29 protein-coding genes are annotated in these 26,578 nt (G+C 69.4%); 14 read left to right on the plus strand and 15 right to left on the minus strand.

Annotated features, from left to right (window positions below; translation table 11 throughout):
- Positions 1-18: 18 nt before the first annotated feature.
- Positions 19-246 (plus strand): hypothetical protein, encoded by a 228-nt coding sequence (locus OG876_RS05660; protein ID WP_328523693.1) that lies wholly within the window; start codon positions 19-21, stop codon positions 244-246.
- Positions 247-305: 59 nt separating this feature from the next.
- Here OG876_RS05660 and OG876_RS05665 read toward each other — a convergent pair whose 3' ends face one another.
- Complete coding sequence (locus OG876_RS05665; RefSeq protein ID WP_328523694.1) at positions 306-884, minus strand: dienelactone hydrolase family protein; 579 nt, start codon at positions 882-884, stop codon at positions 306-308.
- 58 nt (positions 885-942) lie between these two features.
- Here OG876_RS05665 and OG876_RS05670 point away from each other — a divergent pair, with 58 nt between their 5' ends.
- Positions 943-1,521: an ArsR/SmtB family transcription factor gene (locus tag OG876_RS05670; RefSeq protein ID WP_328523695.1), complete on the plus strand. Its 579-nt coding sequence runs from the start codon at positions 943-945 to the stop codon at positions 1,519-1,521.
- On the opposite strand, the gene OG876_RS05675 is transcribed toward OG876_RS05670, so the two are convergent.
- Positions 1,482-2,333, minus strand: coding sequence for a helix-turn-helix transcriptional regulator (locus OG876_RS05675; RefSeq protein ID WP_328523696.1), 852 nt, complete (start codon positions 2,331-2,333; stop codon positions 1,482-1,484). The genes OG876_RS05670 and OG876_RS05675 overlap by 40 nt on opposite strands.
- A 69-nt stretch (positions 2,334-2,402) precedes the next feature.
- On the opposite strand from OG876_RS05675, the gene OG876_RS05680 reads away from it, so the two are divergent.
- From OG876_RS05680 to OG876_RS05705, 6 genes are all read left to right on the plus strand, one after another.
- On the plus strand, positions 2,403-3,203 hold the full coding sequence (locus tag OG876_RS05680) for a phytanoyl-CoA dioxygenase family protein (protein WP_328523697.1): 801 nt from the start codon (positions 2,403-2,405) through the stop codon (positions 3,201-3,203).
- Between the two features lie 77 nt (positions 3,204-3,280).
- Entirely contained in the window at positions 3,281-3,760 is a 480-nt protein-coding gene (locus tag OG876_RS05685; protein ID WP_328523698.1) for a TIGR03618 family F420-dependent PPOX class oxidoreductase, read from the plus strand.
- The gene (locus OG876_RS05690) at positions 3,757-4,434 is read left to right on the plus strand and encodes a DsbA family oxidoreductase (RefSeq protein WP_328523699.1); all 678 of its coding nucleotides are present in this window, start codon (positions 3,757-3,759) and stop codon (positions 4,432-4,434) included. The genes OG876_RS05685 and OG876_RS05690 overlap by 4 nt, the downstream gene beginning before the upstream one ends.
- The gene (locus OG876_RS05695; protein WP_328523700.1) at positions 4,431-5,138 is read left to right on the plus strand and encodes an MBL fold metallo-hydrolase; all 708 of its coding nucleotides are present in this window, start codon (positions 4,431-4,433) and stop codon (positions 5,136-5,138) included. The genes OG876_RS05690 and OG876_RS05695 overlap by 4 nt, the downstream gene beginning before the upstream one ends.
- A gap of 34 nt (positions 5,139-5,172) precedes the next feature.
- Positions 5,173-6,099 (plus strand): aldo/keto reductase, encoded by a 927-nt coding sequence (locus tag OG876_RS05700; RefSeq protein WP_328523701.1) that lies wholly within the window; start codon positions 5,173-5,175, stop codon positions 6,097-6,099.
- Between the two features lie 53 nt (positions 6,100-6,152).
- Positions 6,153-7,043, plus strand: a complete 891-nt coding sequence (locus OG876_RS05705) for a hypothetical protein (RefSeq protein WP_328523702.1) — start codon at positions 6,153-6,155, stop codon at positions 7,041-7,043.
- Between the two features lie 86 nt (positions 7,044-7,129).
- Here the strand turns inward: OG876_RS05705 and OG876_RS05710 are convergent, their stop codons facing one another.
- The 3 genes from OG876_RS05710 to OG876_RS05720 form a co-directional block, all read right to left on the minus strand.
- Positions 7,130-8,284: an NAD(P)/FAD-dependent oxidoreductase gene (locus OG876_RS05710; protein ID WP_328523703.1), complete on the minus strand. Its 1,155-nt coding sequence runs from the start codon at positions 8,282-8,284 to the stop codon at positions 7,130-7,132.
- A 68-nt stretch (positions 8,285-8,352) separates the two neighbouring features.
- The gene (gene sigJ / locus OG876_RS05715; protein ID WP_328523704.1) at positions 8,353-9,225 is read right to left on the minus strand and encodes an RNA polymerase sigma factor SigJ; all 873 of its coding nucleotides are present in this window, start codon (positions 9,223-9,225) and stop codon (positions 8,353-8,355) included.
- Positions 9,226-9,349: 124 nt separating this feature from the next.
- Positions 9,350-9,622: a GlsB/YeaQ/YmgE family stress response membrane protein gene (locus tag OG876_RS05720; protein ID WP_328523705.1), complete on the minus strand. Its 273-nt coding sequence runs from the start codon at positions 9,620-9,622 to the stop codon at positions 9,350-9,352.
- 276 nt (positions 9,623-9,898) lie between these two features.
- On the opposite strand from OG876_RS05720, the gene OG876_RS05725 reads away from it, so the two are divergent.
- Entirely contained in the window at positions 9,899-11,860 is a 1,962-nt protein-coding gene (locus tag OG876_RS05725) for a hypothetical protein (RefSeq protein ID WP_328523706.1), read from the plus strand.
- A gap of 52 nt (positions 11,861-11,912) precedes the next feature.
- Here OG876_RS05725 and OG876_RS05730 read toward each other — a convergent pair whose 3' ends face one another.
- Complete coding sequence (locus tag OG876_RS05730; protein WP_328523707.1) at positions 11,913-12,719, minus strand: ABC transporter permease; 807 nt, start codon at positions 12,717-12,719, stop codon at positions 11,913-11,915.
- Positions 12,716-13,615 (minus strand): ABC transporter ATP-binding protein, encoded by a 900-nt coding sequence (locus tag OG876_RS05735; protein WP_328523708.1) that lies wholly within the window; start codon positions 13,613-13,615, stop codon positions 12,716-12,718. The genes OG876_RS05730 and OG876_RS05735 overlap by 4 nt, the downstream gene beginning before the upstream one ends.
- 152 nt (positions 13,616-13,767) lie before the next feature.
- On the opposite strand from OG876_RS05735, the gene OG876_RS05740 reads away from it, so the two are divergent.
- Together OG876_RS05740 and OG876_RS05745 are read left to right on the plus strand one after the other, a co-directional pair.
- Entirely contained in the window at positions 13,768-14,934 is a 1,167-nt protein-coding gene (locus OG876_RS05740; RefSeq protein WP_328523709.1) for a sensor histidine kinase, read from the plus strand.
- Positions 14,931-15,605, plus strand: a complete 675-nt coding sequence (locus OG876_RS05745; RefSeq protein WP_328523710.1) for a response regulator transcription factor — start codon at positions 14,931-14,933, stop codon at positions 15,603-15,605. The genes OG876_RS05740 and OG876_RS05745 overlap by 4 nt, the downstream gene beginning before the upstream one ends.
- A 6-nt stretch (positions 15,606-15,611) precedes the next feature.
- On the opposite strand, the gene OG876_RS05750 is transcribed toward OG876_RS05745, so the two are convergent.
- A complete protein-coding gene (locus OG876_RS05750; protein ID WP_328523711.1) occupies positions 15,612-16,775 on the minus strand; it encodes an acyl-CoA dehydrogenase family protein in 1,164 nt (387 codons plus the stop codon).
- Positions 16,776-16,910: 135 nt separating this feature from the next.
- Between OG876_RS05750 and OG876_RS05755 the strand changes: the two genes are divergently transcribed.
- A complete protein-coding gene (locus tag OG876_RS05755) occupies positions 16,911-18,248 on the plus strand; it encodes a UDP-glucose dehydrogenase family protein (RefSeq protein ID WP_328523712.1) in 1,338 nt (445 codons plus the stop codon).
- Here the strand turns inward: OG876_RS05755 and OG876_RS05760 are convergent.
- The 3 genes from OG876_RS05760 to OG876_RS05770 form a co-directional block, all read right to left on the minus strand.
- Positions 18,245-19,465: an MFS transporter gene (locus OG876_RS05760; protein ID WP_328523713.1), complete on the minus strand. Its 1,221-nt coding sequence runs from the start codon at positions 19,463-19,465 to the stop codon at positions 18,245-18,247. The two genes, OG876_RS05755 and OG876_RS05760, sit on opposite strands and share 4 nt — an antisense overlap.
- Before the next feature lie 75 nt (positions 19,466-19,540).
- Positions 19,541-20,044, minus strand: coding sequence for a 5-(carboxyamino)imidazole ribonucleotide mutase (purE, locus tag OG876_RS05765; RefSeq protein WP_328523714.1), 504 nt, complete (start codon positions 20,042-20,044; stop codon positions 19,541-19,543).
- Positions 20,045-20,053: 9 nt separating this feature from the next.
- The gene (locus OG876_RS05770; protein WP_328523715.1) at positions 20,054-21,226 is read right to left on the minus strand and encodes a 5-(carboxyamino)imidazole ribonucleotide synthase; all 1,173 of its coding nucleotides are present in this window, start codon (positions 21,224-21,226) and stop codon (positions 20,054-20,056) included.
- Between the two features lie 155 nt (positions 21,227-21,381).
- Between OG876_RS05770 and OG876_RS05775 the strand changes: the two genes are divergently transcribed.
- The gene (locus tag OG876_RS05775; RefSeq protein ID WP_328523716.1) at positions 21,382-21,942 is read left to right on the plus strand and encodes a GtrA family protein; all 561 of its coding nucleotides are present in this window, start codon (positions 21,382-21,384) and stop codon (positions 21,940-21,942) included.
- 9 nt (positions 21,943-21,951) lie between these two features.
- On the opposite strand, the gene OG876_RS05780 is transcribed toward OG876_RS05775, so the two are convergent.
- Entirely contained in the window at positions 21,952-22,740 is a 789-nt protein-coding gene (locus OG876_RS05780; RefSeq protein WP_328523717.1) for a hypothetical protein, read from the minus strand.
- A gap of 212 nt (positions 22,741-22,952) precedes the next feature.
- Between OG876_RS05780 and OG876_RS05785 the strand changes: the two genes are divergently transcribed.
- A complete protein-coding gene (locus OG876_RS05785; RefSeq protein ID WP_328523718.1) occupies positions 22,953-24,164 on the plus strand; it encodes a GNAT family N-acetyltransferase in 1,212 nt (403 codons plus the stop codon).
- 7 nt (positions 24,165-24,171) lie between these two features.
- Here the strand turns inward: OG876_RS05785 and OG876_RS05790 are convergent, their stop codons facing one another.
- The 3 genes from OG876_RS05790 to OG876_RS05800 all read right to left on the minus strand — a co-directional run bounded on the left by OG876_RS05790 (position 24,172) and on the right by OG876_RS05800 (position 26,523).
- The gene (locus OG876_RS05790) at positions 24,172-24,564 is read right to left on the minus strand and encodes an MAPEG family protein (RefSeq protein ID WP_328523719.1); all 393 of its coding nucleotides are present in this window, start codon (positions 24,562-24,564) and stop codon (positions 24,172-24,174) included.
- A 76-nt stretch (positions 24,565-24,640) separates the two neighbouring features.
- Entirely contained in the window at positions 24,641-25,612 is a 972-nt protein-coding gene (locus OG876_RS05795) for a hypothetical protein (protein WP_328523720.1), read from the minus strand.
- Positions 25,609-26,523: a glutamate-cysteine ligase family protein gene (locus OG876_RS05800; RefSeq protein ID WP_328523721.1), complete on the minus strand. Its 915-nt coding sequence runs from the start codon at positions 26,521-26,523 to the stop codon at positions 25,609-25,611. Before OG876_RS05800 ends, OG876_RS05795 begins: the two co-directional genes overlap by 4 nt.
- Between the last annotated feature and the right edge of the window lie 55 nt (positions 26,524-26,578).

The following is a 26,578-nucleotide window of genomic DNA, read 5'->3' on the forward strand; positions in this document are numbered from 1 at the left end:
GCGCATACTGAAGGTGCTATGGATTCCTTCCGCGCGACGACGCGTCGTCACCTGTCCACGAGCCCGTTCAAACCCCGCGTGCCCGACCCGGTCAAGGTTTTCGAGGTCGGCCAGCGAGTGTCCCACGACAAGGAAGGCCTGGGCCGGATCACCTCGGTCGATGGCGGCTACGCGGTCGTCGTCGACTTCGGTGCCGGCAAGCTCATGCGCATCCTCGCCCCGTTCCCCAAACTCCACGCCCTCTGAGAACCCGCCGCCGCCCACACCGAGACGGTGTGGGCGGTCGCTGTCTGTCAGGCAGCGGGTCAGCGAATCGGGTCGAGGAAGGCGAGCGTCCGGCTGGTGAGCAGCTTCGCCGCGGCCTCGTCGTACCCGGGCAGTGACGAGTCGGCGAACAGGTGCTCCTTGCCGGGGTAGAGGAACAGCTCGGCGTCGTCGGTGGACGCGACCAGGGCACGGGCGGCGTCCAGGTCACCGCCTTCTTCGGTGAAGAGCGGATCCTCGTCCATGCCGTGCACCTGGACCGGGACGCCCGCCGGCCATCCACCGAACTCCTCCGCCGGCAGGCACGAGTAGAAGAACAGCGCTCCAGTGGCCCCGGGGCGGGTCTGCGCAAGCTGCTGGGCCGCCATCACGCCGAGCGAGAAGCCGGCGTAGACGAGCCGGTCACCGAGGCCCTGGGCGGCCTGGACGCCGCGCTCGTTGACGACCCCGAACCCAGTCGTCCTCGCGTACTCCAGACCTTCGTCGAGCGTCGCGTACGTATGCCCTTCGTACATGTCCGGCAGGTGGACGGTGTGACCCGCTTGGCGCAGTTCCTCGGCGAACGACTTCACCCCGTCGGTGAGCCCCTGCGCGTGGTGGTACAGCACGACCTCGGCCATCGTCAGCTCCAATGATCCAAATATCTCGAACAATCCGCGATGCTAGTCTATTCGGATCATGTCGATCAACAGCCCGGTGCCGGATTACGAGCTGGCAGACACCATCGAGCTGACCACCGCGGAGCAGGTGCGCGCGATCAGCGACCCGTTGCGGACGACGATCCTCGGCCTGCTGCACGAGCGGGCCGCGACCGTGACCGAGCTGGCCACCGCGGTCAAACGCCCGAAAAGCACGGTCGCGCACCACGTGAAGGTGCTGACCGACGCCGGCATCCTGCGAGTCGTCCGGACCCGCCGCGTCCGGGCGATCGAGGAGCGGTTCTACGGCCGGGCCGCGCGGATGTTCTACATCGGTCTCGGCCGCCAGGGCGGGGAACTACCGCACGACTTCAACGACTTCGAGGTCGCGGCCGAGGAGTCCAAACGGGCGTACGACGCGGGCCAGATGTACTCGTTCATCCGGCACGCACGGATCCCGGCGGAGCGAGCCGCCGAGTTCTGGCGCGAGGTCGACCGCCTGATCCACCACTTCGACAAGCTGCCGCGATCCGGCGACACGACGTACGGCTTCACCGTCGGCCTCTACCCGATCCTCGACTACCCGACCCTGCCCCCGGCCGCGGACGAGGAGCGGTAGCCGGTCGGCGTGGCGCCGGCCAGTTGGCGGAACACGCGGGCGAAGTGCTGGCTGGAGCTGAAACCCAGGCTGAGGGCGAGCGCCGTGATGGTCACGTCACTGGTTTCGAGGAGTTGCCGGGCGCGGTCGATCCGGCGCTCGTTGAGGTAACGATGCGGCGGCTGACCGAGCTGGTCGACGAACAGTTCGGCCAGGTAGGACGGCGCGAGGCCGACGCGATCCGCCAACTGCCGCAGTGTCCACCGCTCGTGGAACTCCTGATCCAGTAGCCGTTTGACGGTCCGCACCGCCGGATGCATCGCGAGCTGCGGTACGGCGGTCGGCGTCATCGACCGTGCGACCGCAAGCACGAGGTGGTCGACCGCGAGAGCCAGGCCGGTGCCGGCGTACTCATAGCGCGTGGTGAGCTCGCGGACCAGTTGCGCGAAGGCATAGGCGAGCTCTCCCGCCTCCCGGTGGACCACGGTCTTCGGCCACGACATCGCCAGCGCCGGTTGGCGTCGTACGACGGGTTCGAGGTCGATGGCGGCGAAGTAGAAGTGGTGGTTGCCGGAGCGCCCGGCCAGGTGATGCTCGAGGTTCGGCGGTACGGCGAACAGGTGGCCGGGCTGGAGGACATAGCTCTCGGCGCCGGCCACCCAGTGCGTGATGCCGTGCAGTTGCAGGTAGATCTCCCAGACCGGATGGTCGTGCGGCTCGATCAGGAACTGTTCGGGAACCCACTGCTCACCGGCGTGCACGAGGCCGCTGACCGGGTCCTGCACATCGGCGTGGAAGCCGGCGCGCAGGCCGCTCGGCCGGGACAAGGACACCTGAAGATTGTGTCCAGTCGCCTGAACAACGGCAACGCTGCCGGCCGGTCGGTTGTCTACGGTTCTCGCATGCTTCCTGGACCCGAAGACATCGCCTTCTACCGTGACCATGGCTACTGGATCTCGCCGGTGATCGTGCCGCCCGAGGTGCTCGACGCGGCCGAGCGCGGGATGGAGCGCTTCTACGCCGGCGACCACGACCACGTCCTTCCGGACCTGCCGGCGACTCGTGGCTGGCAGCCGTCCGACGGCGACGTACTGCGGAAGAACGACTACGCCTCGCTCCGGGTGGACGAGCTGGCGGCACTGGTCCGGCACCCAGCGATCGGCGCGACCGCGGCCGCGTTGTCCGGTGCGGACGGGATCCGGCTGTGGCACGACCAGCTACTGCGGAAGCCGGTCGGCGGCTCGGCACGCGTGGGGTGGCACACCGATCGGCAGTACTGGCAGTCCTGTACGTCGGACGACATGCTCACCGCGTGGGTCGGCTTCCATGATGTGGACGAGGTCAACGGCGCTGTTTCGTTCCTGCCCGGCAGTCACCGCTGGGACATCACCGGCCTGGACTTCTTCTCGCAGGACGCGGCCGGCCTCGAGGCATCGATCGTTGCCCAGGGCTTCGACCCGACCCCCGCCGTACCCCGGATGCGCCGCGGCCAGGTCAGCTTCCACCACTGCCGCACCGTCCACGGCAGCTCCGCCAACCGAGGTACGGCACCGCGCCGCTCACTCGCCATCCACCTCCAGCCCACTGACAACCACTGGCGCCCCGGCTCGTCTCACCCGAACGACACGCTCGTCCGCCACAACCCCGACCCCGACTACACCGACCCCGCCATCCAGCCCCTGCTGTGGGCCCGTGGACAGTGACCCCCAACGTCGCACTCACCATCTTCGCGGTCCAACTGCCTTGATAAAACGGACCACGGTCCGTTAAGGTCGTCGGCATGGATGTGCGCCGAGGACTCGACCTTGTCTCCGAGCTCGGCCGGCAGGATCACTGGCTGGCCGTGCTCGTCACCCGTCGCCGGTCCGGCGAGCCTGCTGCCTCGGTGGTGAACGCCGGTGTGCTGGCGCATCCGCTCACCGGCGAGCAGGTGGTCGCGTTCGTCGCGCGCGGACGGACGGCCAAGCTCGCCAATCTGCGCCGCGATCCGCAAGCCACGTTGGTGTTTCGCGCAGGCTGGGAGTGGGTCGGGGTCAGTGGACCGGTCGAGCTCGCCGGACCGGACGACGCCCTGCCCGGCATCGACGCGGAGCAGTTGCGGTTGTTGTTGCGCGACATCTACCACGCCGCCGGCGGCAACCACCCGGATCTCGACGAATACGACCGCGCCATGGCGGCAGATCGCCGTACGGCAGTTCTGCTCAGGCCGGAGCGGTTCACCAGCAACCCGGCGGGAGCCGATCACGAGGAGGACGAATGACCGCGACGACCGCCGCACCGGGGACGATCCAGGTCTGGTCGGATCTGCTCTGCCCGTTCGCCCATGTCGCGATTCATCGGCTTCGGGCGGCGCGGGCGCGGCTCGGGCTCGATGACCAGGTGCGGCTCGACCATCACACGTTCGCGCTGGAACTGTTCAACGGGCCGCATTCCCGGCCGGGCACCGACAGCGAGGCGGTCGGCCTTGGCCAGTTGGAGCCGGAGGCAGGGTTCCGGCTGTGGACGAAGCCGGACTGGACCTATCCCTCGACAGTGCTGCTCGCGGCCGAGGCCGTGCACGCGGCCAAGGAGCAGGGGCTGCGGCAGTCGGAGGATCTCGATCACGCGCTGCGCCGGGCGTTCTGGCTGGAGTCGCGGTCGATCGGGCATCGCCAGGTCATCCTCGACGTCGCCGCCGAAGTGGACACGGTCGACAGTGCTGCGCTGGGCGCGGCTCTCGACGACGGCCGGGCCCGGTCCGCGGTCATGGCCGACCACGCGGTCGCCGTGACGGACGCCGTACAAGGAAGTCCGCATCTGTTCCTGCCGGACGGGAGCGGTGTCCACAACCCTGGCATCGCAGTGCATTGGGTCGGGCCGTGGGCGGCCGGCTACCCCGTTGCCCAGGACAACGATCCCGGCTGGGCCGACCTGTTGCTGAAGCAGGTTGCGTGATCGACGAGGCCAACGGGGTGGAGCTTCGGCGCATCGTGGTGGGCTATCTCGACACCAACTGCTGGGTGGTGAGACCACTCGGCGGCCGCGAGGCGCTGATCGTCGATCCCGGTGACGAACCGCGCCGGATCGCCGAGGCGGTGTCCGATCTCGACGTGACCGGCATCGTGATCACCCATGCCCACGCCGACCATGTCCTCGCCGTCGCCGCGCTGGCCGGCGAGTTCGGCGTACCGATCGTCGGTCATCCGGACGAAGCCCGGGTCTGGGCGGCCGAGCTCGACTACCTCGCCGAGCACGGCCACCTGGACGCCGGTACTGCGACGCCCGACTTCGTTGCTAGCGGCAACCTCCCGCGACCCTCCCCGGACCTGCCACTTTGGGACGGTCAGCTGGCTGACTACAGCAACCAGCTCTGCGTGGGTCCGTTGACGGTCGACCTGTTGCACACTCCCGGCCACACCCCAGGCAGCCTCTGTCTCAGCCTTCCCGGTCACCTGCTCAGCGGCGACACCCTCTTCCCCGGCGGTCCCGGCCTCACCGGTGCCCAATGGCCGCTGTCCGACTTCACTGCGATCATCGCCTCGGTCCAGCGCCTGCTCGAGCTGCCGCCTGACACCGTGATCCATCCCGGCCACGGCTCCGACACCACCGTCGCCACCGAACGTCCCCACCTCGACGCCTGGCGGGCCCGCGGCTGGTAGACAGTCCTGGTATCGATCTCACCAGGAGGCAGTAGTGGAGACCGTCGAGTTGGCCGGGGCCGGAATGGTCGTGTCGCGGGTTGTGCTGGGGTTGATGCGGATCCAGAAGCTCAGCGACGGCGAGATCCGCGAGCTCGTCGGCGCGGCGCGGGACGCCGGGGTGACGATGTTCGATCACGCGGACATCTACGGCGGCCCGCACGGCTGCGAGCAGCGGTACGGCGAGGCACAGCCGGTCCCGAGTTCGGAGCGGGACCAGGTGACGATCCAGTCCAAGGTGGGCATCCGGGCCGGCTTCTTCGACTCGTCCCGCGAGCACATCGTGTCGAGTGTCGAGCAGTCCCTGGCCGCGCTGCGGACCGACTACCTGGACCTGTTGCTGATCCACCGCCCGGACACCCTGGTCGAGCCGGACGAGGTCGCCGCCGCGTTCGACGAACTCCACGCCGGCGGCAAGGTCGCGGCGTTCGGCGTCTCGAACCACACGCCCGCGCAGCTGGAGCTGCTGGCCAGGTCGGTCCGGCAACCACTCGTCGTCAACCAGCTGCAGTTCAGCGTGGCGAACGCCGCGCTCGTCGCGCAGGGCCTGGCCGCCAACATCACCGGTCTCGACCAGTCGGCCGACCGCGATCTCGGCGTCCTCGACTACAGCCGGCTGAAGGACATCACCATCCAGACCTGGGGATCCCTCCAGAAGCCGCCGCCCGGTGGAGTGTTCCTCGGCGACCGGGAGAACTACCCCGACCTGAACGACGCCCTCGACCAACTCGCCCACGACCACGGCACCACACCCACTGCGATCGCCGTCGCCTGGATCGCCCGCCACCCGGGCCGCATGCAGATCGTCGTCGGCACCACGAACCCCGCCCGCCTCCGCGAAGCCGCCGCGGGCGCGACCGTCGACCTCACCCGCGAGGAGTGGTACCGCTTGTTCACCGCCGCCGGTCACACGCTCCCGTAACCAATCCGCGCCGCCGAGCATCTGGTCCAGTAGAGGCCAAGGGATGGTGCGAGATGTTCAAGGCAATCGGAACGGCGGCTCTCCTCGTCGCGGGAGCACTGGCACCTGGTACGGCGACAGCCGCGGTGTCGGCGAACTGTTCGGTGGGCGTGGGGTCGGTGACCCCGGCCGGTGACCAGTGGGGTCAAGCGGTGATCTCGACCCGCCCGCCGACAGTCATCCTCAGTCAGGTCACGGCGCGCGGCGTCTACGCGCCGGGGCAGGTGAAGGTCAGCAGCTCGATGGCCGAACGGGACGACGGGTTCGGCGGCCTCACCGTCAACGGCTACGTGATCATCGGCGACGCGCTGTACTCGAGCGGCTATCACGCCGTCGACGGCACGATCGACAGCCGTGGCCTGCGCCGGATCGGGGGCGGCTGGGGGAACTTCGTCGCGGTGGAGGAGGCGGAGTACCAAGGACCGACCGAGGCCGGCATCTCGCGGGTGTACACCTACGGACTCCGCAGCGACGGCGTGCTGTTCCGCTGGAACACCTTCGGCGGCGTCTGGCGGAGCAAGGCGTCCGCTCCGGGCTTCGCCGCGGTGAAGTCGATGGCACTCATCAGCAAGTCCAGGACCTACGACACGTTCCTCGCCAACACCCGCGGCGGCGCGCTCTACACGGTCCACATCCCGACCACCGCACCGATGAAGCCGATCGTGAAACAGGTCCGCGCCGCGACCTGGCAAGGCTTCGAGACCCTGCTCGCCCAGAAGTGCGGCCAGCTCGGCACCGTCCTCCTGGGCATCGACCAGGACACCAACACCGGCTACCTGTACGCCGTCGGCCACGCCACCGGGACGACCACCGTCATCCAGTCCCTCGGCAAGGTCCCCGCCACCTTCGGCGACGACGTCTACTTCCGCGGCAAGGACCCGGGCTCCCCACTCACCGGCGAGTGAACTGCGCTCGCCTGGAAGGCAGGCATCACGTGCCGGGCGAAGAGGCGCGTCACTTGGCGGATGCCGGCCGGCCGCGGAGGCCGGCATCAGGCGGCAGGCGCGGCCTGCTCCTCATCGCGGGGGAAGAAGGGCAGCTCGAGGTAGACGCGATCGGCGGCGGCGAGGATCTTCGCGGCGTCGTCGACCGGCGGGTGGATGGCCTGGTTGATGCCCTTCTTGACGGCCGCGCCCTCAGCGCGCGACGCCATCACCCTGCGGTCCCAGCCCCGGGTGAAGACCGCACCGGCGCCGCCGAGGTCCAGGCAGGTGACATACGGACCGGGGGTGAAGTCGCGCAGCGGCAGGTCGAGCAGGTCGGCCGCCGCGTTGTACCCGGCGACCTTGCCCAGCGGGGTGGCGTGCTGGCAGGCCTGCATGACCGTGTGCTCGGCGTCGAACGCCGCCGCGGCCGTGTCCCCGGCGACGAACACCTCGGGAAGAGCCCGCAGCCGATGGTCCACCGGCACCCGGCCGAGGTGGTCGAGCTCGGCCGAGATCTGACGGGTGAGCTCGCTGGCCCGCATCCCCACGGACCAGACGACGGCGTCCGCCTCGACCCGGCTGCCGTCGGACAGTACGGCGTACCCGTCGCCGACCTCGGTCACGGTCGTCGCAAGCCGGCGTTCGACACCCAGTTCGTCGAGCGCGGCCTCGATCACCTCGCGCGGTCCCGGGCCGAGCTGCGCTCCGACGACGTCCGACTGGTCCACCAGCAGCACCCGGCCGCGGGCGGCCAGTTCGGTCGCGGCCTCGAGGCCGACGAACCCGGCGCCGACGACCACGACGGAGTAGTCCTCGCGATCGCGCAAGTGGCCGGTGAGGCGTCGGGCACCGTCCAGGGTGTCGATGTCGAAGAGCCGTTCCGCGCCGGGCAGGCCCTCGGGCTGAACGAGCTTGCTGCCCGCCGCCAGCACCAGCCGGTCGTAGCCGATCTCGTTGCCGTCGGCCACCACTACGCGGCGCTCGGTGTCGATCGTGCTGACCGACGCGCGCACGTGCTCGACGCCGATCGGGTCGAGGATCCGGCGGAGTTCCACCGTGGCCAGCTCCGGCTCCGGTTCGTACAGGCGAGGGCGCAGTACCAGCTGCTCGTTCGGCGCGATGAGCGTGATGCGCAGCTCCGCGTCGCCGCGCGCGAGGGCCGCGCCCGCCGCGCTCCACACACCCGCGAAACCGCCCCCGATGATCACAACGTGTGCCACTTTCTCGTCCTCTCCCAGCGTCGCTCCCCCGCGGATCGGGGGTTCGGCAGGGAGACAACACGGCGGCGTCAGATGTGACCGAGGTGCGCCAGCTTGTCGGGATTGACCAGTCGCCGGAACGCCGTGATCCGCCCGCCGGCGAGCTCCACGGTGTCGAGCCAGACGATCCTGCCGCCGCGGTACGTCGCCAGCGCCGGCTGCCCGTTCACCTCGATGATCCGGGTCTCGTCGGGACGCCTGAGCTGGATCTGCCTGGCCGTCAGCAGCGCGATCGTCTCGGCACCGATGACCAGCTTCCGTGCGGCGGTCACCTTGCCACCGCCGTCGGCGGTGTAGACGGCCTCGGGGTCGAGTAACGCGACCAGCCCGGCCATGTCGCCGGCGTCGGCTGCTGCCTTGAAGGCCTGGAGCACCCGTTCGGTCTCGGCCCTGGATGCCCGGGGGCGCTCCTCGACCGCGGCGACCCGCGCCCGTGCGCGGGAGGCGAGCTTGCGGCTGGCGGCCGGCGTTGAGCCGAGCACCTCGGCGATCCGGCCGAACGGGAAGTCGAAGACGTCGTGCAGCACCAGTGCGACGCGTTCGGCGGGGGTGAGCGTCTCCATCACCACGAGCATCGCCGTGCTCACCGACTCGTCCGTGAGCACCTGGTCGGCGGTGTCCGGCCCGGTCAGCAGCGGTTCGGGCAACCAGGGTCCGACGTAGGACTCACGCCGTACGCGGGCCGACTTCAGCACGTTGTACGACGTCCGGGCCGCCAGCGTGACCAGCCAGGCCCGTAGGTCGCGCACCTCGGACAGGTCGGCGTCAGCGGCGCGCAACCAGACATCCTGCGTCACGTCCTCGGCCTCGGTCACGGTGCCGAGAATCCGGTACGCCGCCCCGAAAACCGCCGGCCGATGCGAAACCCAGTCCGCCTCCGCCAGCGTGCCGGTCAGGTCCACCCTCGACCTCCTGCCCCCGCTCAGACCACTAGTCAGCCTCCGATTCTAGGCAAGGCCGACCGGTGGGGCCTGACAACGGCCTGCCGGGGTATCGGTTGACACCCCGGCAGTGGTCGCAGGTGGTTCAGCTCCGCGCGGACGTGTTCCGGCCGGTCAGCGTGGATGCGATGACGACCAGAATGGCCGCGATCGCGATCGCCACGAGCCAGCGCACCCAGTCGACGCCCGGGCTGCCGTTACCACCGAACGCGGTGTAGACGAACCATCCGATGATCACCCCGCCGATTCCGCACAGGATGGTGAGCCAGATCGGGATGTTGTCCTTGTTCCCGGGCGCGACGAACTTTCCGAGCAGGCCGATGATGATGCCCGCGACGATGACTCCGATGATCTCCATGGTTCCGTTCCTCTTGTAGCTCCGGATCGCCGCGGTGATGACCGCAGCGACCACCCAGTGCCCAAGCGACAAACCCGGCCTCGCGCCGCCCCGGAAGAGACCGGGACAGAACTGGTTCTTCTCGAATTGTCGAAACCCTCTGACGGAAATTCACTGACCGACCATTCCCATCGCTCCGGTATTTTGCTTCCTGCTCACCTTGACACAGAACGACAAAATTCAATCACCCGGGAAATATGTGCTCCCGGCCGTTTCGGCGCTAGCATCCTCCGCATTGTGGAAACTGTGATCGCCTACGTGTCCGACCGATCCGACGACAATCAGTGGGCTGCCGCGAGCCTCCGGCGGGTCGAGGCTTACTACAGCGGCCTCTGGCGTGAGGAGGCCGTCCATCAGGGACATGATGCGGGGACGGTCGGGCTGCACGTCTGGGATCGCCGCGAACGCGACTGCCGCTGGCCCTCCTGGCAGGACAGCGGCGATCTCCGGGTAGCGAGTCTGCATGCCCCGCTCGGATACGAACGGATAGTCGGCGGCGTCCCGCTGCACGACGCCCCTGGACAATTGGCGCGCGCAGTTCTTCAGGCGCCCGGCCGATTCCTGGATCTGGCACCGCCGTTCACGATGGCCGTCCTGGACCCGGCCGACGAACGACTCGAGCTGTTCACCGACTCCATCGGAGTGGGCCGTCTGTTCCAGCTGCGGCTGCCCGACGGCTGGGTCTGGAGCAACCGGCCGGTCGCCGCGCTCTTGTTCGCAGGCGTCGCGGCCAGGGTGGCTGAGCGGGGTTGGCGCTATGCGGCCGCTTGCGGCTGGTTCATGGGCGACACCACGCCGTACGACGGGGTTCTGGCCGTGCCGGGCGCGACCCGGATCGTCGCCGAGGGCAGGCATCGCCGCTCTACCGTCAGCAGTGTCGAGATCAGTAGCGTCTGGTCCGGCAGCGTGGACGCCGCCGACGAGACCGCCGAGGCGCTGCGCGATGTGGCGAGGTCGGTCGACCACCTCTGGCCGGGAAGGCCGACGGTGGATCTCAGCGGCGGCCGGGACTCCCGCGTGGTCGCAGCGGCTTTCCTGTCCGCCGGTGTGGACCTACGCCTCAACAGTTACGACGCGGTGCCGGGCGAGCTCCAGGTCGCCGAGGACCTGGTGGGTCTGCTTCCTTTCCAGGTGGAGCACGCCGTGACCCGTCGCACAGAGTCAGCCCAACCTCCGCAGGCTCGGCCGGCCCCTCCGGCCCTCGTCAGCCGCGCCCTCCGGTGGCACCGCTACGCGGATGGCCTCAGACCGGCCAGTTACCTCTTCCACACCCCACCCAGCAGCCTCTCGGTCGTCACACACCTCGCGATCGGCGGCGCGGGTGGCGAGGTCGCGCACGGGCACTTCTACCCGACCGACGTCCTCCAGCTCGACGCCCTGCCGCTCGAGCCGAAGCTCCGGGCGTTCGTCAGCCGCCTGCAGAGCCGGCTGGTCGCCGCGGCCGGCCCGTCCGAGGAGGCTCGCGCCGCCGTCTCCGCACAGATCGAGCAGGTACTGCGCGAGGCGATTCACGGCGGCATCGAGAACGCGACCATGCTCGACTACTTCTATCTGGTCGAAAGGCTCCGCCGCTGGGGGACCACAGGCGAGCGCAGCGGCGTGGTATCACCGCTGCTCATTCCGTCCTTCGTCCGCGGTGCCTTCGCGCTCAATCCCGCCCAGCGGCTCGAGAACGCTCTGCACCGTGACCTGGTCCGTCGGTTGATCCCCGAGTGGGCCGACATTCCGTTCTTCAAACCGTGCCCGGCCGGGCGGGGGAAGGCCCAGGCCCGGTTGCGGCGCCTCGCCGATGCGCCGGATCGCGATCTGATCGGGGAGCTCATCACCGGCTCGGAGCTGGAGGGACTGGAACCGAAGACCGTCCGAACACTGTGGGCGGACTCGGCGGCCGGCACCAGTTCTGCCCCGGGTGAGGCAGCACTCCGGCAGGCGCTGTGGAGAGCATCCTTCGAGCAGCACCTGGCCGAGATCAACAGCCACCTCCCGCCCGCCGTACGCACCGAAGCCCGCAGCATCTCCCTTGCCAGGGTCCCAGATCCGGCGAAGCCACCACGACCTTCCACGCGCCCGACGGTCCGCGGCGTACGGCGCGTCGCCCAGCGCCGACTGATCCGCCGCCTGGCCAGGCATCCGCTCTGGTCCGCCTTCCGCCGAACCCGCCTCGGCCGCACCTGGCGAAGCCTCAGCCGACCCCGCTGACCATCCCCACCGACCGTGAACGCCGAGAGGAGGGGCACGCAGGGCTTCGCGATCAGGCGGATTTCACCTCGCGGCGGAGTAGCCGCACGAGGCCCAGAGCGAGTGGCAGGACTACCCAGATGGTTCCGGCGACCGCGATGTGCGCCCAGTCGCCTACCTGGAAGGTCTGTTGTTCGAAGGCTGGTGCCATGGCGGTGTTGAGATCGAGCCAGGGCGCCACGTTCTCGAGCGCGCCCACCATCGCGAAGAGGACGCTCCACGCGATCGGGATCACGTAGTACAGCACGATGGCGGCGGCCGTGTTCATCAGCAGCATCCCGAAGGCGAAGCCCTGCAGGATGCCGATCAACTGCACGGCGACGAAGTCGCGGACGTTGTCGGCTCCGACGTTCCAGGTCCCGGCCCCGTCCATGAACGCCATCCCGGCCAGGTTGCTGAGGGCTGCGACGCCGAGCGCCACAACCACCGCGAGCAGGCCGACCAGGGTCACGGCGACCAGCTTGGCGACGGCGACGCGGATCCGGCTCGGCTCGAGGGTGAACGTGACGAGGCCGGTGCGCTGGCTCCATTCCGCGGTCACCGCGAGGATGCCGAGGACCGGGAGCAGGATGCTCTGCGGGGTCGCGGTCGCGCCGACGAAGTTCAGGAACGTCAATTGGTCCGGATCGGCGACGAACAGGAACACAACGATGACTGCGACCGTGATGAGGCCGATCGCGGTGAGCAGCCAGAATCCGGCCCGGGTGTCGACGAGCTTGCGCAGCTCGACGCGCAGCAGGCGGCTGAAGGGTACGGACGTCACGCCCGGATCCGGTGACACTTCGAGGTGGAACGGTGCTTGCTGGGTCGCGGTGCTCATGCGGAGACCTTCTCTCGTGCGTCGTCGGCGGTGAGCTGCAGGAACATGTCCTCGAGCCCGGCGCCGTCAGCGCCGCGCAACTCGGTGACGACAACGCCGTGCCGCGCGGTGGCCGTGGCGATCTGCTCGCGGGTGGCCTCCACGACGTACGCGCCGTCCGGGGTGGTCCGGTAGGTGTAGCCGGCGACGTCGAGGCAGTGAGCCACGGCACCCGGATCCAGGCCGCGGACCAGTGTGCCCGCGGCGTTCAGGAGTTCTGCCTTGCTGCCGTCGGCGACGATGACACCGCGGCCGATGACGACCAGGTGGTCGGCGACGACCTCGATCTCGTGCAGGAGGTGTGAGGACAGCAGGACGGTTCCGCCTCGGTCGGCGAAGCTCTTGAGGAGTCCGCGCATCCAGTGGATGCCGGCCGGGTCGAGTCCGTTCGCGGGCTCGTCGAGGATCAGCACCTGCGGATCGCCGAGCAGGGCGTGCGCGATGCCGAGCCGTTGCCGCATGCCGAGGGAATAGTTGCCGACCCGGCGGTCGCCCTCCTCGCCGGACAAGCCGACGATCTCGAGCATCTCGTCCACCCGTTGGCGGCGAAGACCCATGACGGTGGCGCCGAGGCGAAGGATCTCGCGCCCGGTCCGCCCCGTGTGCTGCGCCGAGGCGTCGAGAAGGACCCCCACGTGCCGGCCCGGGTTGGGGAGTTCGGCGTACGGGACGCCGAGGATGGTGCTGCGACCCGCGGATGGCGGCGTCAGGCCGGTCATCATGCGCATCGTGGTGGACTTGCCGGCCCCGTTCGGGCCGAGGAAGCCGGTGACGGATCCGGGCTGCGCCCGGAAGGACACGCGGTCGACGGATTGGTGTGCTCCGTAGCGCTTGCTGAGTTCTTCGACTGTGATCATGAGGTCGAGCCTGGGCCCGAGCGCCGGCTCGGCACATCAGCCGCAGTGCTAGGTCCGGAAACCACGGGACACGCCGGTGTAGCCCACGGTAGGGGGTCGGCCCGGACCGCGGTCCCTGCCCTGAACCAGATACCTCCCGTACCGTGGGCCAGGTGGACGCCATCCAAGCCGCGTCACCACCTCCGCTGAGTCGCTGGCAGTCGACGTGGCGCTACCTCTTCGCCATCGTCGCCGGCGCCGGTTTCTGGATTGCGAGCTACTACAACCTGTACGCCGGGGAGATCCGTGCGCTCTGGGCCATCGATCTGCTGCTCGGCGCCGTGAGCGTGGTTCTGATGCGCTGGAGACGTCGCAGTCCGCTGATCGTTGCCCTGATCGTCAATGTCTTCGGCGCCTTCTCCACGGCCGCGTCCGGCGCGGTGGTCGTCACCACGGTGTCCTTGGCCACGCGCCGGCGGTGGCGCGAGATCGTACCGGTCGCAGTGGTCGGCTTCATCGCCTCTGTGGTCTTCTTCGAAACCCATCCCGGCGCCGAGGACTCGTTGCTCTTCTCACTCTTGTTCACGGTCGTCTTCGTGAGCGCGGTGATCGCTCCCGGCATGTACATCGGCGCCCGCCGCGACCTGCTGGCCACGCTGCGGGAACGAGCGGACCGCGCCGAACGCGAGCAGGCGCTGCGGGTCGGACAGGCGCAGGCCACCGAGCGAGCCCGGATCGCCCGTGAAATGCACGACGCACTGGCACATCGACTGTCGCTGGTGGCGTTGCACGCGGGTGCGCTGGAGTACTGCCGCGGGCTGAGCGAGGCCGAGGTCGCCCAAGCGGCCGCCATCACCCGGAGGAGCGCCCACCTCGCCCTGCAGGACCTGCACGCGATCCTCGGGGTCCTGCGAACGCTCGAGACCGAGGCACCACCGGAGCGTCCGCAACCGACGTTGGCCGACCTTCCGGCGCTGGTCCAGGAGGCCATCGGATCTGGCACACGAGTCCGGTTGCACAACCAGGTCGACAACCTGGCCGGGCCGCCCGAGGCGATCGGGCGCGGCGCGTACCGGATGATTCAGGAGAGCTTGACGAATGCTCGCAAACACGCACCGGACACCGCCGTCGACGTCACGCTCAGCGGTCGAGCGGGCGGCCAATTGCGGCTCGAGGTACGGAATCCGCTGCGGCTCGGCTCCGCGGTGAGTGCGACCCCCGGTTCGGGTCTCGGCCTGCTCGGACTGACCGAGCGCGCCGAGCTGATCGGTGGCGGCCTCGAGCACGTGAGACTGGACGGAGACTTCGTGGTCCGCGCCTGGTTGCCGTGGCCGGCATGAACACCGATGCGGGTGAGTCGATCAGGGTCGTGATCATCGACGACGACGCATTGGTGCGCACCGCACTCGCGATGATCCTGCGCGACGACGCCACGATCGAGCTGGCCGGCGAGGCAGACGACGGCCAGACCGGGCTCGACCTCATCGCCCGGGTCGCGCCGGACGTCGTACTCATGGACATCCGGATGCCACGACTCGACGGCCTGGAGGCCCTCGCCCGGCTGATGGGTCAGCCCACGCCGCCCAAAGTGATCGTGCTGACGACATTCGATGCCGACGACCACGTGCTCCGGGCTCTCCGCGGCGGAGCCAGCGGGTTCCTCCTCAAACACACCCCACCCGCGGAGATCGTCGAGGCGGTGCACAAGGTTGCCGCTGGCAACCACATGCTCTCCCCCAGCGTGACCGCCCAGCTCATCGCCCAACTGGGTGACGACGCGGCGGAACCCCAGCGGGTCCTCGACGCGCAGGCGCTGGTCACGACCCTCACCGTCCGCGAACGCGAGGTAGCCATCGCGGTCGGCGAGGGCAAGGTCAACGCGCAGATCGCCGACGAGCTCTACCTCAGCATGGCCACCGTCAAAGCACACGTCTCGCGCATCATGACCAAGCTCCAAGCCACCAACCGCGTCCAGATCGCAAACCGCATCCACGACGCAGACCCCCACTGAACGTCGTCAGGCAAGTCCCTTCAACAGCTGCCGCGCCATCACGATGCGCTGGACCTGGTTGGTGCCTTCGTAGATTTGGGTGATCTTGGCGTCGCGCATCATGCGTTCGACCGGGTAGTCGTGGGTGTAGCCGTAGCCGCCGAGGAGTTGGACGGCGTCGGTGGTGACGGCCATCGCTACGTCGGAGGCGAAGCACTTAGCGGCGGCGCCGAAGTAGGTCAGGTCCTTGTCACCGCGCTCCGAGCGGGCGGCCGCGGCGTACGTGAGCTGCCGGGCGGCCTCGATCTTCATGCCCATGTCGGCCAGCATGAACTGCAGGCCCTGGAACTCCGCGATCGCCTTGCCGAACTGCTTGCGCTCCTGCATGTACCCGAGCGCGTAGTCCAGCGCTCCCTGGGCGATCCCGAGCGCCTGCGCGGCGATCGTCACGCGGGTGTGGTCGAGCGTCGCCATCGCGGTACCGAACCCGGTGCCCGGGTCCCCGATCAGCCGCGACGCCGGGATCCGCACGTTGTCGAAGTACACCTCGCGGGTCGGCGAACCCTTGATGCCGAGCTTCTTCTCCGGCGCACCGAAGGACACGCCGTCGTCGGACTTCTCGACCACGAAGGCGGAGATCCCCTTCGACCGCGCGGCCGGATCGGTCACCGCGAACACGGTGTAGAAGTCGCTGACACCGGCGTTGGTGATCCAGCGCTTCACGCCGTTCAGGACGTACGAGTCGCCGTCGAGCACCGCCCGCGTCTTCATCGAGACGGCGTCCGAGCCGGCCTCGGGCTCCGACAGGCAGTACGAGAACATCGAGTCACCCGCCGCGACCGGCGGCAGGTAGCGCTGCTTGACCTCGTCCGACCCGGACAGCAGCAGCGGCAGTGAGCCGAGCTTGTTCACCGCGGGGATCAGCGACGTCGAGGCGCACGCCCGGGCGACCTCCTCGATCACGATCACAGTCGCGAGCGCATCCGCCCCGGCACCGCCGTACTGCTCCGGGATGTGCGGCGCGTGGAAGTCCGAGGCCTTCAAGGCGTCGTACGACGCCTTCGGGAACTCCGCGAGTTCGTCCACGTCACCGGCGTGCGGGGCGACCTTGGCGTCACAGACGTCGCGGACGGCGTCCCGGATCGCCTGGTGCTCCTCGGACAGCGCGTACAGGTCGAATGAGTTACTCACGAGTTGCACTGTACGACGCAGGGCCGCCGCTCGGCAGCCGTCGGACGCCGAAAGTGACCAACAGCGCACGCCCTGGTGGGCCCTCGGACATGAGCCGGTCACCGGGTGATAACCGTGGTGGGTAGAGTCCCGGACATGAGTGAAGCGACCTCCCGCCCCCTGCGGATCGCCGTGATCGGTACCAACTACCTCGGGGCGAACACCGCCGCGGGGATGGCCGAGTTCGGTTTCGACGTCGTCGGGGTCGAGATCGACGAGCACCGGCTGAAGCTGCTGAACGACGGCAAGGCCCCGCTGTACGAGCCCGGGCTGGACCCGCTGCTGAAGAAGCACGTCGATTCCGGCCGGCTGCGGTTCACCAAGGACTACCGCGAGATCGCGGACTGGGCCGACGTGCACTTCATCAGCGTCGGCACGCCGCAACTCGAGGGCAGCGAGGCGGCCGACCTGACCCAGGTCAACTCGGTCGTCGACATGCTCGCGCCCCTGCTGACCCGGCCGACGCTGGTGGTGGGCCGGTCGACGGTCCCGGTCGGTACGGCGAAGCACATCGAGCAGCGTTTCCACACCGAGGCGCCGGCGGGTACGGCGGTCGAGCTCGCCTGGCAGCCTGAGTTCCTGCGCGAGGCGCACGGCGTGGACGACACGCTGCACCCGGACCGGCTCGTGTTCGGCGTGGAGTCGGCGACCGCGGAGGCCCGGCTGCGTGAGGTCTTCGCCACCCCGATCGCCGAGGGTTCGCCGGTGGTCGTCTGTAACCGGCCGACCGCGGAGCTGGTGAAGGGCGGCGCGAACGCCTTCCTGGCCACGAAGATCTCCTTCATCAACGCGCTCGCCGAGCTGGCCGACGCGGCCGGCGCGGATGTCACCCAACTCGCCGACGCGCTCGGGTACGACAAGCGGATCGGCCGCGGCATGCTGAACGCCGGCCCCGGGTACGGCGGCGGCTGCCTGCCGAAGGACCTGCGCGCGTTCATGCACCGGGCCGGTGAGCTCGGCGTCGAAGAGGTGATCACGCTGCTGCGTGAGGTCGACGACATCAACCAGCACCGCCGGGCCCGGATCGTCGACGTCACCCACGAGGTGCTCGGCGGCGAGTGGGTCGGCAAGAACGTCACCGTCCTCGGCGCCGCGTTCAAGGCCGGTACGGACGACGTCCGCGACTCGCCCGCCCTCGACGTGGCCGGCCGGATCCAGCTGCACGGCGCGAACGTCACCGTCTACGACCCGGAGGCGATGGAGAACGCCCGCAAGGTTCGCCCGACGCTGCGCTACGCCGCATCCGCCACCGAGGCCTGCGAAGGCGCACACGCCGTCCTCCACCTCACCGAGTGGCCCGAGTTCCGCGAGCTCGACCCCGCCGCCCTCCGCGGCGTGGTCGAACACCCCGTCGTCATCGACGCCCGCCTCCTCCTCAACGCAGCCCGATGGCGCGCCGCCGGCTGGACCTACCGAGCCCCCGGCAAGCCCTAGGTGACGGTGGCGTTGCGGAGGACGGGGCGGCTCAGTACGACGAGACCGGTGAGCGCGGCCGCCACGGAAATGCCGAGGCAGACACCGGTGATGCCCACCCCGCTCAGATCCGCGAGGCTGCCGAGCACCGGGTTCATCACCACGAGCGCGAGGCTCTGACACAGCACCACGACGGATTGCAGCCGGGACTGGTACTCACGCTCGACGGAGTTCATCAAGAGCGGCAGCACGTGACCGGTGAACGTGCCGACGCCGATTCCGCTGAGCACGCCGGCCGCGAAGACCAGCGGCAACGGCTCGAGTACGGACAGACCCAGCAGGCCCGCGGCGGCCACCAGCAGGCCGATGGCGGCGAACACACCCGGCCGTGGAAACGCGCCGCGCATGAGGATGCGCACCGCGATCACTCCGACGCCCAGGCTCCGGCTCGCGACGAGCAGACCCGCGGTCGCCGCGTTCCAGCCGTGCGACCGGGCGAGCAGCGGGAACAGCAATGCGTCCAGCGGTATCAGCAACCCGGCCGCCACCGTCATCGTGATCAGCAGCGCGCGGGTGAGCGGGCGCCCGAAAGCGACCCTGATGCCGGCTGCGATCGACCGGAGCATGCCGGACGGCATCCGACCGGGTGGGGCGATCGTTCCGCGCAGCAGGATCAGGACGATGATCATGGCGCCGAAGGTGAGGGAGTCGAAGGCGGCGGCGGCCTTGAGGCCGGCCCAACTGACCAGGACGCCGCCGACGGCGGTGCCGGTGACGGCGAAGACGACGCCGGTGACCTGGAAGCTGGCCAGTGCGCGCGGGACCTGCTCCGGTGGGACGAGCAGGCGCGGCATGGAGCGCGACGACGGCAGGAAGAACGCGTCGATCACGCCGACGACGAGGGCCAGCACGACCAGCAGCCAGACCGGCTCGCCCACGGCCAGCGAGGCCGGGACGAGAGCCGCGGTCACCAGGAACATCGCCGTACAGCTGACCAGCAGGACGCGGGGTGCGCCGAAGCGGTCGCCGACCGCGCCGCCGACCAGGAGCAGGGCGGCACGGGGTGCGGCGGCGAGAAGCAGGATCAGACCGGCGACGCGGCCGCCGTGCTGGCTGGCCGACCATCCGATGGCGAACGTCATCGTCAGGTCGCCCAGAAGAGACACGGCAGCACCGAACAGCCAGATCCAGTAACGGACCGGGATGCGCTGCGTGTCCGGTTCAGTGGGCGGAGTCACGATCGACGACCTTAGACGACAACGGATGGGATCTCATGACTACCCGCCCCCGGCTGTGGAAAACCAGTTACAAGACTAGCCTTTACGCAGCTCTGCCGCGCCGTCACGCACTGTGCTGCCCTTCGCCCGGGCCAGGTCGGCCAGGGACTCCTGGAAGGCGATCATCCGGTCCCGCAGCTTCGCGTCGGACGCGGCCAGGATCCGGACCGCGAGCAGGCCGGCGTTGCGCGCGTTGCCGATCGACACCGTCGCCACCGGGACCCCTGCCGGCATCTGCACGATCGACAGCAGCGAGTCCATCCCGTCCAGGTACTTGAGCGGCACGGGTACGCCGATCACCGGCAACGGAGTCACCGACGCGAGCATGCCGGGCAGGTGCGCGGCCCCGCCGGCGCCCGCGATCAGCACCTTCAGTCCCCGCTCGTGTGCTGACCGTCCGTAGTCGATCATCTCCACCGGCATCCGGTGCGCCGAGATGACGTCTGCCTCAAAGGGCACGTCGAATTCGTCACACACCTCGGCCGCGGCCTTCATCGTCGGCCAGTCCGAGTCCGACCCCATCACGATGCCAACAGTCATTGATCGTCCCTATTCGTCGATGGTGCCGGTCAGATAGGCCGCCGCGTGCCGGGCGCGTTCACGGGTCTCCTCGAGGTCGTCGCCGTACGCCGTGACGTGGCCGATCTTGCGGCCCGGCTTCACCGACTTCCCGTAGAAGTGGACCTTCAGCCCGGGGTCGCGGGCCAGGCAGTGCAACAGCCCGCGGTGCATGTCCTCGACGTCGCCGCCGAGCACGTTGACCATCACGGTGTACGGCGCTCGCGCGGCTGGCGATCCGAGTGGCAGATCCAGCACGGCCCGCAGGTGGTTCTCGAACTGGGACGTGATCGCGCCCTCGATCGACCAGTGACCGGTGTTGTGCGGGCGCATCGCGAGCTCGTTGACCAGCAGGCGGCCGTCGCGGGCCTCGAACATCTCGACCGCGAGGATGCCGACGACACCGAGCTCACCGGCGATCTTCAGCGCCGTCTGCTGGGCCTGCGCGGCCTTCTCCGGCGCCAGACCGGGCGCGGGCGCGGTGACCTCGACGCAGATGCCGTCCTTCTGGACCGACTCGACGATCGGGTACGCGACCGCCTGGCCGTGCGGCGAGCGCGCGACGATCGCGGACAGTTCGCGGACGAAGTCGACCTTCTCCTCGGCCAGGATAAGTACGCCGCTGCCGAACGCGACCGCGATCGCGTCGTCGTCCGGACCGTCCACGAACCACACACCCTTGCCGTCGTACCCGCCGCGGGTGGTCTTGAGGATGATCGGGAACCCGCCGACCCGCTTGGCGAAGTCCACGACGTCCGCTTGTGTCTCGACCACCTGGTGAGCCGGCGACGGCGCGTCGAAGGTGTCGAGCCGGCGCCGCATCACCGCCTTGTCCTGGGCGTGCACCAGCGCGTCGGGGCCGGGGTGGACCTTGATGCCATCCGCCTCGAGCGCGTGCAGCAGGTCGGTCGGGACGTGCTCGTGGTCGAACGTGACCACATCACACTCCGCGGCGAACCGCCGTACCGTCTCCAGGTCCCTGTAGTCGCCGACGGGCGCGTCCGCGACCGCCTGGGCGGCCGACACCGTCGGGCCCTCGGCCAGCACGCGGAGCTGGATGCCGAGCGCGACGGCGGTCTCCTGCGTCATCCGGGCCAGCTGACCGCCGCCGACCATGCCGACGACCGGCGTACCGACGGGGAGGTCGTTTCGTTCGAACTTCACAGCCTGGAGCCTAATGTCCATACAACACCGCGCGTACGGCGGCCACCGTGACACTCCTGGCACGCGCGGCGGATTTCAGGGTCGGCCCGGTCGGCAGGTACCGTGGGGAGCTGCCCTCCCCGTTGCGGTGTGATCACAGAAGGTTACAGAGACCGTTGAAACTCGTCACCACGATGTATCGCCAGGTCGAGCATCTGGCGCAGGAAGTGGCCAAGTTCGGTCTTGTCGGTCTGCTCGGTCTGGTCGTCGATCTGCCGATCTACAACTGGCTGGTCTTCAGCAACCCGCTGGTGCTCGCCGACTCCGGCGAGGGCATGCTGCACAACAAGCCGCTGACCGCGAAGCTGATCTCGACGACGGTGGCGACCGTCGTGACCTATTTCGGGAACCGGTACTGGACCTGGCGGCACCGTGAGCGCAGCGGACTGCGCCGCGAGTACGTGCTCTTCTTCGTGCTGAACGGCATCGGCCTGCTGATCGCGGCCGGCTGCCTGGCCTTCTCCCGGTACGTGCTCGACCTGCACAGCTGGCTGTCCGACAACATCGCCGCGAACTTCATCGGCCTGGGACTCGGCACCTTGTTCCGGTTCTGGTCCTACCGCAAGTTCGTCTTCCGCGAGGAGATCGCCCTCGACGAGGCCGAGCACACCCCGGTCCCCGAGTCCCCCGCCGCGCTGGACGACGAGAACACCGGCGACCTCCCCGCAGTCCGCTAACTGCGCTCGTCACTCTCCGAACGGCGGCGTGCTGCCGGCGTTGCCGTCCGACCAGTGGAAGTAGACCGGGTCGGAGAAGGTGCTCGGGACCTTGCCGAGTGACTGGATGACCGTGGTCGCGCCGGTGGCATGGCCGACGGCGTACAGGTAGCCGGTGTGGGTGTCCCGGTCGATGCCGAGCAGCAGGGTGCCGTACTGGCCACACTTCTGCGCGAGCAACGTTTCGAAGCCCTGCCAGGTCTTACTCCGGACCTGCTTCACAATCGGCTTCATCGGCGCGGTGGCCGGGATGTGGATCGTGTACAGCGCACCACCCCGGGTGTTCGCCAGGAACGTGTCGTAGGTCCTGGTGGTGCTGATCAGCGTCATCGACTTCACGGCGGCGAAGCCGGTGGCCGACACCTTGTTCCGCCAGACACCGTTGCTGTCGACGGTCCAGCGGAACAGCGTGCCGTCGTTGCGGAGTCCGTACGTGTTGACCCGCCGGACCACCGTGTCGGCGTACGCGGTCTCGTCGAGGGCGACGAAGGTCCCCCAGCCGCCACCGATCCGCGTCACCCCACCGTCGATGACGCCGTCGTCCCCGGCCGAGTAGTTGGCGAGATACAGCGCATCCCCCAGGACGCTGTAGCCCGACACGAAGACGATGCTGATCCCGTCATCGCCCCGCGACATCGACGAGCTGATCCGAACTGCTCCATCGGGGTACACACCGCGCCCCAGGATGAGGCCGGCCGAGGCCGTGGGCGGCGTTGCCGCGAACGCGCCCTGCTCCTTGTGGTCGCCCCCGGCCGTCACGGACCCCACCGCTACCGGGCAGCCCCCCGCCGACGCCGCGCTCGGCGATGCCACGGCGCTCGGCGTGGCGGGGCCCAGGCCGGCCGCCACGAGCAGAGCTGCTGTTGTCGTTCCGAGGAGGTTCCTCATCGTGCACCGTCCCTTGTGTCTAACTGACCAGATGCTCGGTGGAGGACGTTGGTTATGCCAACTGGACGTGTGAAGATGCGGGCGTGACCGAGTTCGCCGTTCGTCCGGCTGTGGCCGAGGACTACGAAGAGGTAAGTGCCCTGTTCGGCGGGGCGATGATGTTCGACCCGTCGCCCGATGACCTGCGCCGGAGATTGTTCGAACCCGACCGGGCGCTGGTGGCGACCGACGGCCCGGAGATCATCGGCACCACGCGGGCGGTGACACGCGATCTGTCCGTGCCCGGTGCGGTGGTGCCTGCGGCGCACGTGACCGGGGTCGGCGTACGGGCGACTCATCGGCGGCGCGGTGTCATGTCCGAGTTGATCACCCGGCAGTTGCGCGAGGTGCCGGAGGCGATCGCGGCGCTCTGGGCCAGCGAGCCCGGCATCTACGGACGATTCGGGTACGGCGCTGCCGCGTGGGGAACGTCGTACGAGATCGACTTGCACCGGGTCGGGCCGCCTGACGTCAGGCTCCGTCCGGGCGAGGTGAGCGAGCTGGCCGCCGACGCCGCGGTGAAGGAGCTCGCGCCACTCCTGCGGAGCATGCAGGAACGACGACCGGGCGTCTCCGGTCGCTCGGAGCTCGAATGGCAGAAGCACCTCGAGGACAAGAAGGACGATCGCGACGGCCGGACCGCCCGCCAGATCCTCGTCCACCGTGACGAGACCGGCGCCGTGGACGGGTACGCGCTGTGGCGCGGCAAGATGAACTGGACCGCTACCGGTCCGGCCAACGAGGTGCTGCTCGAAGAACTGGTCGCGATCGCCCCGGCAGCGTACAGCGCGCTGTGGCACCACCTGCTGACGCTGGACCTGGCCGCCACCCTCGGATTCGGGTACGCCGCCATCGACGAGCCGATCCAGCAACTCGTGACCACCCCGACCGCGCTCAACCGGCGAGTGAACGAGTCCCTCTGGCTCCGGGTGACGGACGTCGTCCGAGCCCTCGAACAGCGTCGGTACGCCGTCGCCGTGGACCTCGTGTTCGACCTGACCGACGACCTGATCCCGGCGAACGCCGGACGCTTCCGCCTGACCGCCGACGGCGCCGAGGTGCGCTGTGAACGCACCGAGGATCCCGCCGACCTGAGTCTCGCCGTGACCGAACTCGGCGCGGCCTACCTCGGCGGCCGCCCGCTCGCCGAATTCGCCGCCACCGGCCGCGTCACCGAGCACACCCCAGGCGCCCTGACCACCGCCACGACAGCCTTCACCTGGCCGATCTCCCCACTCAGCCTCGAGATCTTCTGACCACGGCTCAGATCGTCACGATCGCAGTGACACCGAGGGCGATGCCGGTGAGGTAGGTGCCTAAGGCGCCGACGTCGCGCAGCGGGCCATGGGCCGCGAGGGTCTTCGCCGAGAGCATCCCGACGGCGTGCGTGGTGCGGACGACCAGCGAAGCCACGGCCAGGACGTCGACCAGCCAACTGTCTGAGAGCGCCGAACACACCAGCAGCAGGACGATCATCGTCGGGATGTACTCGGCCGCGTTGCCGTGCGCGCGGATCGCGATCAGCAGCCGGTCGGTCGGATCGGTCGGCGCCTGATTGCCGGCGCCGCGGATCGCGCGCTGCCGGGAGACGTTGGCGCCGAGGACGAACAGCAGAATGCCCATCAAGGCGATGCAGACGATCGTGACAGTGCTCATCCACGTCCTCGCTTCGCTCCGGGCGCGGATGAGACACGAGATACGCAGTGCTTGATGATGAACTCGCTACGCTCGCTCATGCGAGTGCTCCTTCCGGGAGCTGAGCCGGTTCGATGAGCCGGCGGACGATGGTTTCGCTCAGCCGGGTGCCGAGCAGGGCGTCGGTCTTGTGCATGCCGCCCGGGCAGGTCACGTTGACCTCGATCAAGCGGCCGCCGATGACGTCCGCACCGGCGATGGACAGACCGTGGCGGCGCAGCAGCGGACCGAGGGCGGCGACGATCGCGCGGTCGGCGTCGTCGATCGCGGCCGGCGCGACCGGCGGCCCGATCCGGAAATCGTCGGCGGCGGGCCGGCGCAGCACCGCACCGGCGATCTCGCCGTCGACGAGGAACAGCCGTTTGTTGCCATGCGCAACGGTCGGCAGGTACTCCTGGGCGATCACCTGCCGGCGACCACCGTGCGTGGCCGACTCCAGCAGGGCTACCGCGGTGTGGTCGTCGCGCACCAGCCACACGTCGAGTCCGGCGAACCCGTCGACAGGCTTCACGACCGCCGTACCGACCGACGCGACGAAGTCACGCAGGCCGGCGATCGAGGCACCGACGTACGTCGGTGGGCACAGCTCGGGGAACCGCAGTGCCACGAGCTTCTCGTGGACCGCCCGGATCCCGTCCGGACGATTGACCACCCGGGTGCCGGCCAGGTCGAGCAGGTACGTCGTGTGTAGGTAACGCTCACCGACGGGCGGGTCGATCCGCAGGTGCACCACATCGAACCCGGCGACCTCGACCGTGGCGAGGTCGAGCTCGTCCCACCAGGCCGCGTCGACGAGCCACCGGTGGTCGCCGCCCGCGGGCCGGCGCGGCCGGAGCCGGATCTTGTGGGCACGCGCCCGCAGCCGCCCGTCGACCACGGCGAGTTCCTCGGGTCCGCAGCACCACACGTCCAGGCCCAGGTCCTGGCTGGCGCTCATCAGGCCGATGGTCGCGTCGATGTCGGCGTGCAGCCCGGCCAGCGGGTCGGTGACGAACAGGACGCTGTTCATGCTGCTGCCTCCAACCCGTCGAGATCGCCGGCGGCGGCCGCGTGCCAGTGCGCGGCGAGGCGGCGCCGCTGCGGTTCCAGTGCGGCCAGGACGCGCCGGCGGCGATCGTCGTCGTACAGGAGACCGGCGAGCGCGGTGATCGCGCGGCCGACGGCTGCCGGCTCCTGCGCGTCGAGGAAGCGGACCTCGAGGTACGTCCCCCGCGGCCGCACCGGAGGGAACAGCGTGGTCAGGTGCTCGGCCGGCCCACCATCGACGAAGACCGTGGCGCCGGCGGCGAAGTCGGCGTACGCGGTGACGGGGTCGTCGTGGTGCAGCACGCGGTCGTCGAAGCCGGTCCGGGCCGGGTCGACGTCGAGCCAGGTGGTCAGCCGGCCGTCGGGCCCGGCGCTGCGCGCGAACGCCGCGGCGAGAAAGGGCCCGGCGAGGTTGACGACCCGCCACTGCTCCAGCCCCGCGCGCCCGGGCCACCAGTCGAGGCACACCTGGGTCGACGCGGTACGCCGCATCATCCGCCGCCCGGCCGGCCCGATCGTGTCGAAGTGGCGCTGCATGGCGACGTACCGCGGACTCGTCAGCTGCAACGGCACCTGCCGGCGCGGATCGACCGGGATCGGGTCGATCCGGATGCCGGTCGTCGCCAGGTGACGTTCGAGGTCCCGCGTGACATCGCAGAGCAGGCGGGCCGGGTCCGGCCCACACGGCAGGCTCAGCTCGAGCTGACCGCCGGGCTCGAAGCTCAGGTACGGCGCCGACGTCGCCGCCGCTCGTCGTACCCGCTCGATCGGTACGGGGTTGCCGCTCGCGGCGTCGCTGACGACGAACTCCTGCTCGACGGCGACCCGGACGGTCCGGCGACGGCCGCGGGCGAACTGGCCCGCAACGGCGTCGCGTAGCTCCTTGGGGTCCATCGTCCCCTCCTGATACTGTAAGGCTTCCTGTCGAAATATTGGAAGGTATCCTTAC

It is taken from the genome of Kribbella sp. NBC_00359, from assembly GCF_036097425.1.
GTDB lineage: Bacteria > Actinomycetota > Actinomycetes > Propionibacteriales > Kribbellaceae > Kribbella.